The sequence below is a fragment of the Amycolatopsis sp. NPDC033938 genome, assembly GCF_055575975.1.
In genome coordinates this window covers 49,226-64,454 of sequence record NZ_JBVIRO010000015.1, presented here as the reverse complement: position 1 = coordinate 64,454, position 15,229 = coordinate 49,226, and the positions used below count along the sequence as shown (strand labels likewise).

At 69.1% G+C, this 15,229-nt stretch carries 10 protein-coding genes; 6 read left to right on the top strand and 4 right to left on the bottom strand.

Annotated features, from left to right (window positions below):
- Window positions 1-118: 118 nt before the first annotated feature.
- The 3 genes from gltB to ACZ5ZX_RS30440 all read left to right on the top strand — a co-directional run bounded on the left by gltB (window position 119) and on the right by ACZ5ZX_RS30440 (window position 7,679).
- Complete coding sequence (gltB, locus tag ACZ5ZX_RS30450) at window positions 119-4,687, top strand: glutamate synthase large subunit (protein WP_465505422.1); 4,569 nt, start codon at window positions 119-121, stop codon at window positions 4,685-4,687.
- Window positions 4,680-6,188, top strand: a complete 1,509-nt coding sequence (locus tag ACZ5ZX_RS30445; RefSeq protein WP_465505421.1) for a glutamate synthase subunit beta — start codon at window positions 4,680-4,682, stop codon at window positions 6,186-6,188. Before gltB ends, ACZ5ZX_RS30445 begins: the two co-directional genes overlap by 8 nt.
- A 93-nt stretch (window positions 6,189-6,281) precedes the next feature.
- The gene (locus ACZ5ZX_RS30440; protein WP_465505420.1) at window positions 6,282-7,679 is read left to right on the top strand and encodes an alpha/beta hydrolase; all 1,398 of its coding nucleotides are present in this window, start codon (window positions 6,282-6,284) and stop codon (window positions 7,677-7,679) included.
- Here the strand turns inward: ACZ5ZX_RS30440 and ACZ5ZX_RS30435 are convergent, their stop codons facing one another.
- Window positions 7,680-8,084, bottom strand: a complete 405-nt coding sequence (locus ACZ5ZX_RS30435) for a hypothetical protein (RefSeq protein ID WP_465505419.1) — start codon at window positions 8,082-8,084, stop codon at window positions 7,680-7,682.
- 245 nt (window positions 8,085-8,329) lie between these two features.
- Here ACZ5ZX_RS30435 and ACZ5ZX_RS30430 point away from each other — a divergent pair, with 245 nt between their 5' ends.
- Entirely contained in the window at window positions 8,330-9,271 is a 942-nt protein-coding gene (locus ACZ5ZX_RS30430) for a trypsin-like serine peptidase (RefSeq protein WP_465505418.1), read from the top strand.
- Between the two features lie 79 nt (window positions 9,272-9,350).
- Window positions 9,351-10,742, top strand: a complete 1,392-nt coding sequence (locus ACZ5ZX_RS30425; RefSeq protein WP_465505417.1) for a class II 3-deoxy-7-phosphoheptulonate synthase — start codon at window positions 9,351-9,353, stop codon at window positions 10,740-10,742.
- Window positions 10,743-11,100: 358 nt separating this feature from the next.
- On the opposite strand, the gene ACZ5ZX_RS30420 is transcribed toward ACZ5ZX_RS30425, so the two are convergent.
- A complete protein-coding gene (locus ACZ5ZX_RS30420) occupies window positions 11,101-12,417 on the bottom strand; it encodes a wax ester/triacylglycerol synthase family O-acyltransferase (protein ID WP_465505416.1) in 1,317 nt (438 codons plus the stop codon).
- 214 nt (window positions 12,418-12,631) lie between these two features.
- On the opposite strand from ACZ5ZX_RS30420, the gene ACZ5ZX_RS30415 reads away from it, so the two are divergent.
- The gene (locus ACZ5ZX_RS30415; protein WP_465505415.1) at window positions 12,632-13,141 is read left to right on the top strand and encodes a DinB family protein; all 510 of its coding nucleotides are present in this window, start codon (window positions 12,632-12,634) and stop codon (window positions 13,139-13,141) included.
- Here ACZ5ZX_RS30415 and ACZ5ZX_RS30410 read toward each other — a convergent pair.
- Together ACZ5ZX_RS30410 and ACZ5ZX_RS30405 are read right to left on the bottom strand one after the other, a co-directional pair.
- Window positions 13,128-13,913 (bottom strand): DUF1295 domain-containing protein, encoded by a 786-nt coding sequence (locus ACZ5ZX_RS30410; RefSeq protein ID WP_465505414.1) that lies wholly within the window; start codon window positions 13,911-13,913, stop codon window positions 13,128-13,130. The two genes, ACZ5ZX_RS30415 and ACZ5ZX_RS30410, sit on opposite strands and share 14 nt — an antisense overlap.
- The gene (locus ACZ5ZX_RS30405) at window positions 13,913-15,184 is read right to left on the bottom strand and encodes a class I SAM-dependent methyltransferase (RefSeq protein WP_465505413.1); all 1,272 of its coding nucleotides are present in this window, start codon (window positions 15,182-15,184) and stop codon (window positions 13,913-13,915) included. Before ACZ5ZX_RS30405 ends, ACZ5ZX_RS30410 begins: the two co-directional genes overlap by 1 nt.
- Window positions 15,185-15,229 lie beyond the last annotated feature (45 nt).

The following is a 15,229-nucleotide window of genomic DNA, read 5'->3' as shown; positions in this document are numbered from 1 at the left end:
GCCGACGTGTTTCCTAGGTGTTAAAGTCGCGTCAACGAACGGGCCATCGTCGTCCCGTGCGCATTCCCCCGGCCGGCCTGTCCGGTCGCTGAGCACAGACGACGAAGGAGGTCCCTTCATGATCTTCTCCGCCATTCCCGGCAAACAGGGTCTCTACGACCCCGAAACCGAACAGGATTCCTGCGGTGTGGCCATGGTGGCCGACGTCCGCGGGCGCCGCTCGCACGGCATCGTCACCGACGGCCTGTCCGCGCTGACGAACCTCGACCACCGGGGCGCCGCGGGCGCGGAACCGACCAGTGGTGACGGCGCGGGCATCCTGTTGCAGCTGCCTGACGAGCTGCTGCGCGCGGAAACGGGCTTCACCCTGCCCGAGGCGGACGCCGACGGTCACCAGACCTACGCGACCGGGATCGGTTTCCTGCCCTCGGATCTCGAGGAGCGCGGCAAGGCCGTCGCCCTGATCGAGCGGATCGCCACCGAAGAGGGCCTCGACGTCCTCGGCTGGCGTGAGGTCCCGGTCGACGCCGACCGCGCCGACATCGGCCCGACGGCGCGTTCGGTGATGCCGCATTTCGCGATGCTGTTCGTCGCGGCCCACGAGTCCGGCGGACGGCGTCCGAGCGGGCTCGAACTGGACCGGCTGGCCTTCTGCCTGCGCAAGCGCGTCGAGAATGAGAGCGTGACCGCGGGCTGCGGCACCTACTTCCCGTCGCTGTCCTCGCGCACGATCGTCTACAAGGGAATGCTGACCCCCGCGCAGCTCCCGCTCTTCTTCACCGATCTGACCGACACCCGGCTCACCAGCGCCATCGCGCTCGTGCACTCCCGGTTCTCCACCAACACCTTCCCGTCGTGGCCGCTGGCGCACCCGTTCCGGTTCGTCGCGCACAACGGCGAGATCAACACCATCCGCGGCAACCGCAACCGCATGCGCGCCCGTGAGGCGCTGCTCGAATCGGACCTCATCCCCGGCGACCTCACCCGGCTGTACCCGATTTGCTCGGCCGACGCGTCGGACTCCGCCTCCTTCGACGAGGTGCTGGAGCTGCTGCACCTCGGCGGGCGGTCGCTGCCGCACGCGGTGCTGATGATGATCCCCGAGGCGTGGGAGAACCACACCGGGATGAACGCACAGCGTCGTGCGTTCTACCAGTTCCACGCCAGCCTGATGGAGCCGTGGGACGGCCCGGCCTGTGTCACCTTCACCGACGGCACGCTCGTCGGCGCGGTGCTCGACCGCAACGGCCTGCGCCCGGCCCGCTGGTGGCGCACCGCCGACGACCGCGTCGTTTTGGCCAGTGAGGCGGGCGTCCTCGACGTCGCACCCGAGGACGTCGTCGCCAAGGGCCGCCTCAAGCCCGGCCGCATGTTCCTGGTGGACACCGAGGCGGGCCGGATCGTCGACGACGAAGAGGTCAAGTCGGAGCTGGCCAAAGAACTCCCGTACGAGGGCTGGCTGCACGCCGGTCTCCTGCAGATCGCCGACCTGCCGGACCGCGATCACATCGTGCAGAGCCACGATTCGGTGCTGCGGCGCCAGCTTTCCTTCGGCTACACCGAAGAAGAGCTGAAGATCCTGCTCGCGCCGATGGCGGTCAAGGCCGCTGAGCCGATCGGTTCGATGGGTTCCGACACCCCACCCGCGGTGCTGTCCCAGCGTTCCCGCCTGCTCTACGACTACTTCAAGCAGAACTTCGCCCAGGTCACCAACCCGCCGCTGGACGCGATCCGCGAAGAGCTCGTCACCTCGATGAGCCGGATCATGGGCCCGGAGCGGAACCTGCTCGCCCCCGGTCCGGCCTCCTGCCGTCACGTGCAGCTGCCGTATCCGGTGATCGACAACGACGAACTCGCCAAGCTGATCCACATCAACGACGACGGCGACCTGCCCGGCTTCGCCTGCAGTGTCCTTTCCGGACTGTACGAAGTGGACGGTGGGGCCGACGCGCTGGCGTCGGCGATCGAGCGGGTCCGGCGCGAGGCCTCCGAGGCGATCGCGGCGGGTGCGCGCACGCTCGTGCTGTCCGACCGCGACTCCGACCACCGCATGGCGCCGATCCCGTCGCTGCTGCTGGTGTCGTCGGTGCACCACCATCTGGTGCGGACCAAGGAAAGGCTCCGGGTCGCGCTGGTCGTCGAGACCGGGGACGCCCGCGAGGTCCACCACATCGCGCTGCTGCTCGGCTACGGCGCCGCCGCGGTGAACCCGTACCTGGCCTTCGAGACCATCGAGGACATGATCTCGACCGGTGCCATCACCGGGATCGAGCCCGCCAAGGCGATCCGCAACTACGTCAAGGCGCTCGTGAAGGGCGTCCTGAAGATCATGTCCAAGATGGGCATCTCGACCGTCGGCGCCTACACCGCGGCCCAGGTCTTCGAATCCTTCGGCCTCGCGCAGGACCTGCTCGACGAGTACTTCACCGGCACGTCGTCGAAGCTCGGCGGTGTCGGCCTGAGCGTGCTCGCCGAAGAGGTCGCCGTCCGCCATCGCCGCGCGTACCCGGACAACCCGACCGACCGGGTCCACCGTGGACTCGAGACCGGCGGCGAGTACGCGTACCGCCGTGAGGGCGAACTGCACCTGTTCACCCCGGAGACCGTCTTCCTGTTGCAGCACGCGACGAAGACCGGCCGGGAAGAGGTGTACAGGAAGTACTCCGACGAGGTGCACCGCCTCTACCGCGAGGGCGGCGCGCTGCGCGGGCTGTTCTCCTTCCGCGCGGGTACCCGCGAACCCGTCCCGCTGGACGAGGTCGAGCCCGTCGAGGCGATCTTCAAGCGCTTCAACACCGGCGCGATGTCCTACGGCTCGATTTCGGCCGAGGCACACGAAACCCTCGCCATCGCGATGAACCGCATCGGCGGCCGCTCCAACACCGGTGAGGGCGGGGAGGACCCCGAGCGCCTCTACGATCCGGAGCGGCGCAGCGCGATCAAACAGGTCGCGAGCGGCCGGTTCGGCGTCACCAGTGAGTACCTGGTCAACGCCGACGACATCCAGATCAAGATGGCTCAGGGCGCGAAGCCGGGCGAGGGCGGGCAGCTGCCGCCGAACAAGGTCTACCCGTGGATCGCCCGCACGCGGCACTCGACACCGGGCGTCGGGCTCATCTCCCCGCCGCCGCACCACGACATCTACTCGATCGAGGATCTCGCCCAGCTGATCCACGACCTCAAGAACGCCAACGAGAAGGCCCGCATCCACGTGAAGCTGGTGTCCTCGCTCGGTGTCGGCACGGTCGCGGCGGGCGTGTCCAAGGCACACGCCGACGTCGTGCTGATCTCCGGCCACGACGGCGGCACCGGCGCCTCCCCGATGAACTCGCTCAAGCACGCGGGCACGCCGTGGGAGATCGGCCTCGCCGAGACACAGCAGACGTTGCTGCTCAACGGTTTGCGTGACCGGATCACCGTGCAGGTCGACGGCGCGATGAAGACCGGCCGCGACGTCGTCATCGCCGCGCTGCTCGGTGCGGAGGAGTACGGCTTCGCGACGGCGCCGCTGATCGTCGAAGGCTGCGTCATGATGCGCGTCTGCCACCTCGACACCTGCCCGGTCGGCGTCGCGACGCAGAGCCCGGAGCTGCGCAAGCGGTACACCGGACAGGCCGACCACGTCGTCAACTACTTCCGGTTCGTCGCCGAAGAGGTCCGGGAAACGTTGGCGGCACTCGGTTTCCGCACCCTCGACGAGGCGATCGGTCATGCCGAGGTGCTCGACACCGACGAGGCGATCGAGCACTGGAAGGCCTCCGGGCTCGACCTCGCGCCGATCTTCGAGATGCCTGCCGAGACCCCGTACGGCGGCGCGAAGCGGCGCACGCGGACGCAGGACCACGGCCTGGACCACGCACTCGACCGGACACTGATCCAGCTCGCCGAGGCGGCGCTGGAGGACGCGCATCCGGTGCGGCTGGAGCTGCCGGTGCGGAACGTGAACCGGACCGTCGGCACACTGCTCGGTTCCGAGATCACCCGCCGCTACGGTGGTGAGGGCCTGCCCGAGGACACGATCCACGTGCTGCTGACCGGTTCCGCCGGGCAGTCGCTCGGCGCTTTCCTGCCGCGTGGCATCACGCTCGACATGGTCGGCGACGCGAACGACTACGTCGGCAAGGGTCTTTCGGGTGGCCGGATCATCGTGCGCCCGCATCCGGACGCGAAGTTCGCCGCCGAGGGGCAGACCATCGCCGGGAACACGCTCGCCTACGGGGCCACCAGCGGGGAGATGTTCCTGCGCGGCCAGGTCGGCGAACGGTTCTGCGTGCGCAACTCCGGCGCGGTGGTCGTCGCCGAGGGCGTCGGCGACCACGCCTTCGAATACATGACCGGCGGGCAGGCCGTCGTGCTCGGCCCGACCGGGCGCAACCTCGCGGCCGGTATGTCCGGCGGCGAGGCCTACGTGCTCGACCTCGACCGCGGCCGGGTCAACGAGGAGATGGTGAACCTCCTGACCCCGACGTCCGAGGACCTCGCCTGGCTCAAGAAGACCGTGCAGAAGCACTATGACCTCACACGTTCGGCCGTGGCCGCGTCGCTGCTCGGCGACTGGCCGCGTCGCTCGGCGGCGTTCACCAAGGTGATGCCCCGCGACTACCAGCGTGTCCTTGACGCGGCGAAGGCGGCGCGTGCCGCGGGCCGCGACGTCGACGAAGCGATCATGGAGGCCGCTCGTGGCTGATCCGACGGGTTTCCTGAAATACGAACGCGAAGAGCCGAAGAAGAAGTCCAAAGAGGAACGTCTCGCCACCTGGGGCGAGGTGTACGCCGACGTGGAACCCGGCGAGCGCAACGAAAACGTGCGCAAGCAGGCTTCGCGGTGCATGGACTGCGGCATCCCGTTCTGTCACTCCAGCGGTTCCGGCTGCCCGCTGGGCAACCTCATCCCGGAGTGGAACGACCTGGTGCGCCGCGGAGATTGGGCCGCGGCGAGCGATCGGCTCCACGCCACCAACAACTTCCCCGAGTTCACCGGGAAGCTGTGCCCCGCGCCGTGCGAGGCGGGCTGTGTCCTGTCGGTTTCGCCGCTGTCCGGCGGCCCGGTGGCGATCAAACGCGTCGAGCAGACGATCGCCGACCAGTCGTGGGAAGCGGGCTACGTGCAGCCGCAGATCTCGGAGGTCTCCTCGGGCCAGCGGGTCGCGGTCGTCGGTTCCGGTCCGGCCGGGCTCGCCGCCGCGCAGCAGCTGACCCGCGCCGGGCACGAGGTGACCGTCTACGAACGGGACGACCGGCTCGGCGGCCTGCTGCGGTACGGCATCCCCGAGTTCAAGATGGAGAAGAAGGTCCTCGACCGGCGGCTCGCACAGCTCCGCAAGGAGGGCACGAAGTTCGTCACCGGCTGCGAGGTCGGCGTCGACCTGACCGTCGAGGAACTCCGGGCGGGCTACGACGCCGTCGTGCTCGCGGTGGGCGCGCTGCGCGGCCGCGACGACACCACGACGCCGGGGCGCGAGCTGTCCGGGATCCACCTGGCGATGGAACATCTCGTCCCGGCCAACAAGTACGTCGAAGGCGACGGGCCGTCGGCGGTCGACGCGGCAGGCAAGCACGTCGTGATCATCGGCGGTGGCGACACCGGTGCCGACTCGTACGGCACCGCGACCCGGCAGGGCGCGCTTTCGGTGACCCAGCTGGACCAGTACCCGACACCACCGTCCACAAGGGACGACGAACGCTCGCCGTGGCCGACCTGGCCGTACATCCTGCGCACCTACCCGGCGCACGAGGAGGCGGGCGAGCGCAAGTTCGCCGTCGCGGTCACCCGGTTCATCGGCGACGACGACGGCAACGTGCGCGCGGTCGAGCTCCGGCAGGTCCGCGTGGTCAAGGACCCCGAGACCGGCAAACGCATGGTGACCCCGGTCAACGACGAGGTCGAGGAACTGCCTGCCGACCTGGTGCTGCTCGCGATCGGGTTCGAGGGTGTCGAGCACATGCCGCTGCTGGACGGGCTCGGGTTGTCGCTGACGAAGCGCGGCACGCTCTCGTGCGGCTCGGACTGGCAGACCTCCTCGCCGGGCGTGTTCGTCTGCGGGGACGCGCATCGCGGCGCTTCCCTGGTGGTGTGGGCGATCGCGGAGGGCCGGTCGGTGGCGAGCGCCGTCGACGCGTACCTCACCGGCGCGTCCAACCTGCCTGCCCCGGTGCACCCGACGGCGTTGCCGCTCGCGGTGGTCTGACGAACGGCGGTCCCGGCTCCCACCCAAGGTGGAGGGCCGGGACCAGCCTCGGGTACGACGCGGTAGGGCCGCCGCGCACGCGACCATCCCGGCATGAAGAAAACGCTGGCCTTACTGGCCTTCCTCCCGCTCGTGGCCGCGGTCCCGGCGACCGCCGAAGCGGCTCCGGCAGTGCACTGGACGTCTCCGTGCCCTGATTACGGGATGACGCCATCGCCCACCGCCGGGCTCGAATGCGCGAAACTCAAGGTGCCGTTGGATTACGCCGACCCCGGCGGGCGAACCATCGAACTCACCCTTTCCCGCAAGGCGAGCACCTCGCCGAAGCGACGAGGTGTGCTGCTGATGAATCCCGGCGGTCCCGGGAGCCCCGGGCTGGCGATGCCCGCGCAACTCGCGCAACGGCAGGGACACAGCGGCCTGCTCGACAGCTACGACGTCATCGGGTTCGACCCGCGCGGGACCACCTACAGCACACCGGTGACCTGCGACCTGACCGAGGAACAGCGCTTCATCCTCGTCGGCCCGTACGCGGACGGCCCGCGTGACATCGCCGAGAAGGCGGCGAAATCGCGTGTGGTGGCCAGGCAATGCGCCGAATCGGCGACCGCGGATCTCCTGCCGCAGATGACCACCGCCAACACCGCGCGCGACCTGGACCGGATCCGGGAGGCACTGGGGGAGCGGAAGATCTCGTACTACGGCGTCTCGTACGGGAGTTATCTCGGCGCCGCCTACGCGTCGATGTTCCCCGCGCGCACGGACCGGATCGTGCTGGACAGCCTCCTCGGGCCGAACGGACTGGATGTCCAAGCGCACCAACGGTTCGCGGACGGCTTCGACGATCGCTTCCCCGATTTCGCGGCCTGGGCGGCGGCGCGTGACGACGTCTACCACCTCGGGCGCACACCCGGCGAGGTGACCGCGAAATACTTCGAACTGGCCGGGAAACGTGGCTCCGGGTTTCGCGGCGGGACCTGGGGCGCCCTCTACGACGACGCGAATTTCCCGGCGCTGGCAAAGGATTGGGCCGGTGCCCCGGTGGCGGCCCGGAGTGGTCCGCTTGACGGCGACAACCACGCGGCACTGCAGCTCCAGGTGCTGTGCAACGACTCCGACTGGCCGGAAAGCGTGCGCTATTACCAAAAGGCTGTCGAACGGGCCCGCGTGACGCATCCGATGTTCGGCCCGGCCGCCGCGAACATCACGCCCTGCGCGTTCTGGCCGGTGGAGCGCCGCGAACCGCCGGTGCGGATCCACGACCGGGGTCCGTCGAACATCCTGCTGGTGCAGAACCTCCGTGACCCGGCTTCACCGCTTGTCGGCGCGCGCGAAATGCGGTCGGCGCTGGGCGCGCGGGCGAGGTTCGTCACCGTCGACGCGGGCGGGCACGGCGTCTTCACCAAGGAGAACGCCTGCGGTAACGACGCCGTCGTCCGGTACCTGCGGGACGGCGTCCTGCCCGGCGGGGACTCGCACTGCCCGGCTTGATCAGGAAAACAAGAAGACGATCAAACCGATCCAGCCGAGGCCGCCGACCAGCATCCCCGTCAGGACTCCGGCGGCGGCTCCGGCGAAGGTGTCTTCGCCCAGCCTGACACGCGCCCAGCACAGCCAGGCCACGAGCAGGCCGCCGACGAGCATCACCGGCCCGATGGTGAACGTCAGCACGGTGACCGCGGCGGATTCAGGCGACGTGTACGGCGAGATCCTGAAGCCGAATCCGTGCTCGAGCACCCAGCCCACGGCCAGAGTCACGAGGGCCGATCCGGCGAGCGTGAGAAGCAAAGGCCATTGCAGGCCACTGGTATCGCCGAGAAGGACCGCGATCGGTACCAGTAGTGCCCAGGCGGCCGGAGCCACGATGTACGCGCCAAGCCGGGCGAAGCCGTTCACGGATATCACCACAGGGAAGGCTAGCCGGTTGCTGGATCGGCATCGGGTCGAGTAGGCATTTTTCCGAACGCCGCGGCTGAGGATTCACGTTCTCACCGCGGCGTTCGTCCTGCTGGGCCGAATGTCGCACGGTGATCGCCCGGATGCGGCCGAACGGCCGCTTGTACGCACGGTAGCCGGGCAAATACGTTCAGAAAGTCGTGCAGGTCATACGGCAATTCACCGGTAGCGAAAGGTGGTATGCCATGAAGAGGACGGCTTCCCGGACCGGGGTCCTGGCGGCGCTCGTGGGGCTGGCGGTGACAGCGCTGACCGCGGTCGCGAACCCGGCGCAGGCCGCGCCGGTCCAGCATCGGAGCGCGGATACCGCGGCCGAGGCGCGGGCGGTGGCGGCCTATTGGACGCCCGAGCGAATGCGGTCAGCGGTCCCGATCGAACAGCTGGTCAAGGCTCCGGACCTTTCGCTCAAGGACGTCGCGAAGGGGGAGAGCACGATCATCCAGAGCATCCCCAACGGCGGCGGCGCGTGGACCGGGGCGGGCAAGGTCGTGCAGACGGTGGGCCGCGTGTTCTTCACCATGGGCGGGCGGAACGCGTCGTGCTCCGGTGACGCGGTCACCAGCGCGAACGGCAGCGTCGTCATCACCGCCGGGCACTGTGTGAAGTACCAGGGCGCGTGGCACACCAACTGGACCTTCGTCCCCGGCTACAACAACGGCAACACGCCCTACGGCACCTGGACCGCGAAGAGCACGCTGACCACTCCGCAGTGGGAAGCGAGCGAGGACATGAACTACGACGTCGGCGCGGCCGTGGTCAACCCGCTCAACGGGCAGAGGCTGACCGACGTGGTCGGCGCGCAGGGGATCGCCTTCAACCAGGCGCGCAACCAGTCGATGTACACCTTCGGGTACCCGGCGGCGGCGCCGTATGACGGCACGAAGCTGGTCTACTGCAGCGGGAGCACGTTCACCGACTTCCTGCTGACCAAGGACCACGGGATGAACTGCAATATGACCGGTGGTTCGAGCGGCGGTCCGTGGTTCCTCAACTTCAGTGAGGCGACCGGGGCGGGCGTCCAGGCGTCGGTGAACAGTTTCGGCTACACCTTCCTGCCGGGATACATGTTCGGTCCGTACTTCGGCACGGACGCGCAGAACCTCTACAACAAGGCACAGGCCGCCTGAGCGAGTGGGCCGCCCGTCCACCTTTTGGGACTTTCGTCCCGGTGGGCGGGCGGCTTCCGGCGCGGCATATCCTGGGCCGGTGAACTGGACAGTGGACGTTCCCGTCGACACGCTCCCCGAACTGCCTCCTCTGCCGCCCGAGCTGCGCAAGCGGCTCGACGACGCGCTTTCCCGGCCCGCCGCGCAGCAGCCGGAATGGCCGGACCCCGAGCTGACGAAGCGGGTACGGGGCGTGTTGGAGAGCGTGCCGCCGATCACCGTTCCCGCCGAGATCGACCGGCTCTCCGACCGGCTGGCCATGGTCGCCCGCGGTGAGGCGTTCCTGCTGCAGGGCGGTGACTGCGCGGAGACGTTCGAGTCGAACACCGAACCGCATATCCGCGCCAACCTGCGCACCTTGCTGCAGATGGCCGTCGTCCTCACCTACGGCGCGAGCCTGCCGGTGGTGAAGGTCGGCCGGATCGCCGGTCAGTACGCGAAGCCGCGTTCGGCCTCCACCGACGCGCTCGGCCTGCCGGTGTACCGCGGCGACATCATCAACTCGCTGGTCGCCAAGCCCGAGCTGCGGGTGCCGGACCCCGGCCGGATGATCCGCGCCTACGCCAACGCCGGCGCCGCGATGAACCTCGTCCGCGCGCTCACCGGCGCCGGTATGGCGGATCTGCACCAGGTGCACGACTGGAACAAGGACTTCGTGAAGTCCTCGCCCGCCAGCGAGCGGTACGAAGCGTTGGCCTCGGAAATCGACCGCGGCCTGCGGTTCATGTCGGCCTGTGGCGTCACCGACACCTCGCTGCAGTCGACCGAGATCTTCGCCAGCCACGAGGCGCTGCTGCTGGACTACGAGCGCTCCATGCTGCGGATGGACCGCGCCGACGCGACGAACCCCAAGCTCTACAACCTGTCCTCGCACTTCCTGTGGGTGGGCGAACGGACCCGGCAGCTCGACGGCGCGCACATCGCCTTCGCCGAACTCCTCGCCAACCCGATCGGTCTCAAGATCGGCCCGACGACCACGCCCGAGCAGGCCGTGGAGTACGTCCGGCGGCTCGACCCGCGCAACGAACCGGGCAGGCTGACGCTGATCGCCCGGATGGGTAACGGCAAGGTGCGCGAGGTGCTGCCCGCGATCGTCGAGAAGGTCGAGGCGTCCGGGCACAAGGTCATCTGGCAGTGCGACCCGATGCACGGCAACACCCACGAGTCGTCGACCGGGTACAAGACCCGGCACTTCGACCGCATCGTGGACGAGGTCCAGGGCTTCTTCGAGGTGCACCGCAAACTCGGCACCTACCCGGGCGGCATCCACGTCGAACTGACCGGCGAGGACGTCACCGAATGCCTTGGCGGCGCGCAGGACATCTCCGACCTCGACCTCTCGGGCCGGTACGAGACCGCTTGCGACCCCCGCCTGAACACGCAGCAGTCGCTAGAGCTGGCCTTCCTGGTCGCCGAGATGCTCCGCGGCTGACCTATCCGCCGTCCCCACACGCGCCATGAAAGGTCCTTTCCTTGCAAAATTTGCAAGGAAAGGACCTTTCATGGCGCGTGTTTGACCTGGTTGTGGCTCGGGGCTGAAGGGCCTTGATGCGAACCCTCTCTTAGGTACCTACTCGTCACCTGCGGGCCTGGCTCGTGGGGGAAGCGCGTGAAGGCCCCCTTCCCTCGGCTCAGCCGAGGGAAGGGGGCCTTCACGCGCAGCCGGTGTGACTGGTGAGGGACTCTGAGTCCCTCAAGGAGTCCTTCACGGCCCGGCCGATACCAGGCTCGCCCGCCGTAGGTACCTCAAACACCCTTGGCCAGAACGACACTCACCACTCACGACCAGCTCAAGCGGCGTCCAGCAACCGCGCGGCCGACTTGAGCACCCCGTCCCGGAGTGACCCCACGTCGGAGACCGCCGCCCCGTTCGCCTGCAATCCGATGTGGACGGAGTCGCGATAGGTCGCCACCGCGATCCCGATCGCCTGCCGCGGCGCCAGCGGCACGAACGGGTACACCCCTTCGAGCCGTGTCCCGTCGAGGGAGAGCCGGTTGGGCGGCACCGGCACCGTGGTCACCACGAGGTCGAACAGCATCGGCGCGGCGAGGCCGGCGGCCTTGCTGCCGAGGCGGTGCAGCATCGGCGGAACCCGGTCCGCGAGCAGCGGGAACGCCCCGGCGCCCCGGGCCGGGCCCGCGGCCTTGTTCCGGCTCATCTCGCGCTGGACGGCCAGCAGCCGTGCCACCGGGTCGTCGAGGCCCACCGGCAGGTCGCAGAGGTATCCGGACAGCTTGTTGCCACCCAGTTGCTCGGCGGACCGGCCGCGCACGCTGACCGGGATGAGCGCCCGCAGGGTCCGGTCGTCGGCCCGCTGGCCGCGGTTGATCATCCATTCGCGCAGCGCGCCGGTGAGCACGGCCAGCACGACGTCGTTGGCGGTACCGCCGTGGGATCGGCGGATCCGCCGGATGTCGCCGGTGTCGAGCCGGACCAGGCCGAGCCGTCGCTCGGTCGACGGTGGCGCGCTGATCGGCGACAGCGGCGAGCGGGTGGCGCGGACGACCGACGAGGCGATCCCGGCGGACTCCCCGGCCTGGGCCAGGGTGGAGCCGAGGGCTTCCTTGACCGCGTCCACAGGGGAGCGAGGCGTGGGCGGTTCGGCGCCGCTGTGCGCGCGCCTGGCAGGGCGGGGGAGTTCGTCCAGCAGGCCCGCGGCGACGGCGTACGCGCCGGCCCCGTCGGTGAGCGCGTGGTGCAGTTTCAGCAGCAACGCGAACTCGCCGTCCGGCAGGCCGGTGACGAGATGCAAGTCCCACAAGGGTTTTCCGGTGTCGAGAGGCTGTCCCATCCAGCGTGACGCGTAGGCGGACAACGGGTCCGGTTCGTACAGGGAGCTGAGGTGGTGATGTGAAATATGTTCACTGGCAACGAAATCCGGGTCCTCGGCCCAGACGGCGGCGCCCGGCGGGAACAATGCGGTGCGGGGGCGTTGGCGCAGCTTCGGGATGCGCGCGGCCCGCTCGGCGAGCAACGCGGTCAGCTTACGCGCGTGCACCTGCCCGTGCGGGCGGAAGGTGACCACCGCTCCCATGTGCATGGGCGTCGTTTCGCTTTCCAGGCAAAGGAAAGCGACATCGAGTGCGCTCAGCTGACGGCCAGCCATCAGTTACCTTTCCGTGGGTGCTCCGGCTATGGACACAACTGCACCAGCCTGACATGACGGGCGGGTGGTCGTCATGTTTCGTGGGCGCTAACTACCGCCGGTTTCACTCGAACGATGGGATCACGTTCGGACATGGACCACCGCTCTGCGACAGATGGTGGAGAGCGGTAACTCGTTAGCGGATCATCGGAGGAAACCGGCAGACTGCACCACCATGACCGACGAACCGAAGCGTCCCGAACCGCCGCTCACCGGGGACGAGCGCACCCAGCTGAACGGCTTCCTCGACTTCCTTCGCGCCACCGTGGTGTGGAAATGCTCCGGGCTCACCGACGAGCAGGCCCGGCGGCCGCTCGTGCCCAGCGAACTCACCACCATCGCGGGTCTGCTCGGGCATCTGACCCTGGTCGAGCAGTACTGGTTCACCGTCGTGCTCGACGGGCAGGAGGACGTCTGGAAGGAGGCGCTCGAAGTCGACCCCGACGCCGAGTTCCGCGTCGCCATGCAGACGCCGATCGAGCAGTTGATCGCCGCCTACGAGGCCGAGTGCGAGCGAAGCCGCAAGATCGTCGCCCGGATGGGGCTGGACGACGAGGTCTCGTTCCGCGGCGACCGCCAGGTCAACGTGCGGTTCGTGGTCACGCACATGATCGAGGAGACCGGCAGGCACGCCGGCCACCTCGACCTGCTTCGCGAACTGACCGACGGCCTCACCGGGGAGTGATGCGGCGCGGGGGCAGCGGGAAGAACCCGCTGGTCCGCTCGACGTAGGTCGCGTATCCCGGCCGGGAGCGCCGCAAGCCCTTCTCCAGCAAAGGTTTTCCGGTGCCCTTGGCCAGCGTGTACGTCATCGCGATCGGCGACAGCACGGTCGCCGCCCCCACCCAGCTCGAACACGCCAGCAGGTAGAGGCCCCACCACACGCACGCGTCCCCGAAGTAGTTGGGATGCCGGGTGTAGCGCCACAGCCCGCTGTCGAGCACCTTCCCCCGGTTGCCGGGATCGGCCTTGAACCGGCGCAACTGCTCGTCGCCGACGGTCTCGAACCCGAAACCGATCAGCCACACCGCGACGCCGAGCCACGCCGTCACCCCGAACCCGTCGCCGTACATCGCGAACTGGACCGGCAGCGAGACGAACCACAGCACCACCGCCTGGACCAGGTACACGCGGACGAACAGCTTCAGCGCCGGGTTCGGTCCCGCCCGCTCGGCCATGCGCACGTAGCGCGGGTCTTCGGGCAGCCGGTGATTGCGCAGGTGGAGGTGCACGCCGAGGCGGACACCCCAGATCACCGTCAGTGCCGCGGTGACGACGCGCAAGGCCACCGGCCCGTCCCCGAGCGGGGCCGCGACCAGCGCGACGAGCGCGAAGCCCGGCCCCCAGAACGTGTCGACCGTGTCGTACCGCCCGCGCCACCGGGCGACGCCGAAGGTGACGACGAAGGCCAGGAGGGTCACACCCGCCGTGACCGCGAGGGTTCCCCCGAGGGACATCAGGCCCACTCCCGGGTGGCGGGCAGCGCGCTCACGCCGTGTCCGGACGGCCGGACCGCGAGGATCTGGTCCACGCCCATGCGGTTCTCCTCGAACGCGAGCGCGCCGCCCACCAGGTAGAGCCGCCAGACCCGCGCGCCCGCTTCACCGATCAGCGTCACGACGTCGTCCCAGTTGCTTTCGAGCGTCTTCTCCCACGCCCGGACCGTACGCACATAGTGCTCGCGCAGCGCGTGGACGTCGCGGATCTCGAACCCGGCGGTCTCCAGATGAGCGAGCGTGCGGCTCAGCGGCCGCATCGTCATGTCGGGCGCGATGTAGCGCTCGATGAACGCGCCGCCGCCGGGAGCGACCGCGCCGCGGGACATCTGCTGCAGGACCAGCCGTCCGGTGGGCCGGAGCATCCGGAACAGCGTCCGCGTGTACTCGGGGTAGTTCTGCTCGCCGACGTGTTCACCCATCTCGATGGAGGCGACGGCGTCGAACGGCTCGTCGGTCAGCTCCCGATAGTCCTGACGGCGGACTTCGACGCGGTCCTCCAGGTCGTGCTGGGCGAGACGGCCGAGGATGTGCTGCCGCTGTTCCGCCGAAAGCGTGATGCCGACGGCTCGCACCCCGTGGTGTTTCGCCGCGTGCACCAGCAGCGAGCCCCAGCCACAGCCGACGTCGAGCAGCCGCATCCCCGGGCGCAGGCCGAGCTTGCGGCAGATCAGTTCGAGCTTGTCCGCTTGGGCCTGTCCGAGGTCGTAGCCGTCTTCGTCGGAGGTCCAGTACCCGGACGAATAAGCCATCGATTCGTCGAGCAACAGCTGGTAGAAGGCGTTGCCGAGGTCGTAGTGATGCGCGATCGCGGATTTGTCCCGGCGCGGGCTGTGCAGTCGCCCGGACAGGCGAGCCTCTTCGGCAGGCGGTTTGGGCGGCGGGCCGACGACGCCGACGCGGACCGCGATCCGCAGCGCTTCGGCCCATTCGCGAGGGCCGAGCCGGGCACCGCGGACGGCACCCGATCGGGTCAGCGCCCAGATCCGGCGGAATCCGTCGGCGAGATCGCCTTCGACGTCGAGATCGCCGGAGACGTAGGCCCTGGCGAGGCCCAATTCGCCGGGGGCGTACAGGAGACGGCGCAGCGCGCGCCGGTTGCGGAGCACCACGGTCGGGGCATCCGGCGGACCGGCGCGTACGCCGTCCCACGTACGGAGACCGACCGGGAGTGAGCCGCCGAGCAGTCGCTCGGCGAACGGGACCAGACGGGACGCGGGACTGTTCGGCATAGTCGTCATTCGGCCCCGGACACGAAAAGGATGGGTCGGCCGATG

Excerpts from the sequence above, each read along its gene's own strand:
- gltB (WP_465505422.1), top strand. The coding sequence starts at position 119 with ATGATCTTCTCCGCCATTCCCGGCAAACAGGGTCTCTACGACCCCGAA.
- ACZ5ZX_RS30440 (WP_465505420.1), top strand. The coding sequence starts at position 6,282 with ATGAAGAAAACGCTGGCCTTACTGGCCTTCCTCCCGCTCGTGGCCGCG.
- ACZ5ZX_RS30430 (WP_465505418.1), top strand. The coding sequence starts at position 8,330 with ATGAAGAGGACGGCTTCCCGGACCGGGGTCCTGGCGGCGCTCGTGGGG.
- ACZ5ZX_RS30420 (WP_465505416.1), bottom strand. The coding sequence starts at position 12,417 with ATGGCTGGCCGTCAGCTGAGCGCACTCGATGTCGCTTTCCTTTGCCTG.
- ACZ5ZX_RS30415 (WP_465505415.1), top strand. The coding sequence starts at position 12,632 with ATGACCGACGAACCGAAGCGTCCCGAACCGCCGCTCACCGGGGACGAG.
- ACZ5ZX_RS30410 (WP_465505414.1), bottom strand. The coding sequence starts at position 13,913 with ATGTCCCTCGGGGGAACCCTCGCGGTCACGGCGGGTGTGACCCTCCTG.
- ACZ5ZX_RS30405 (WP_465505413.1), bottom strand. The coding sequence starts at position 15,184 with ATGCCGAACAGTCCCGCGTCCCGTCTGGTCCCGTTCGCCGAGCGACTG.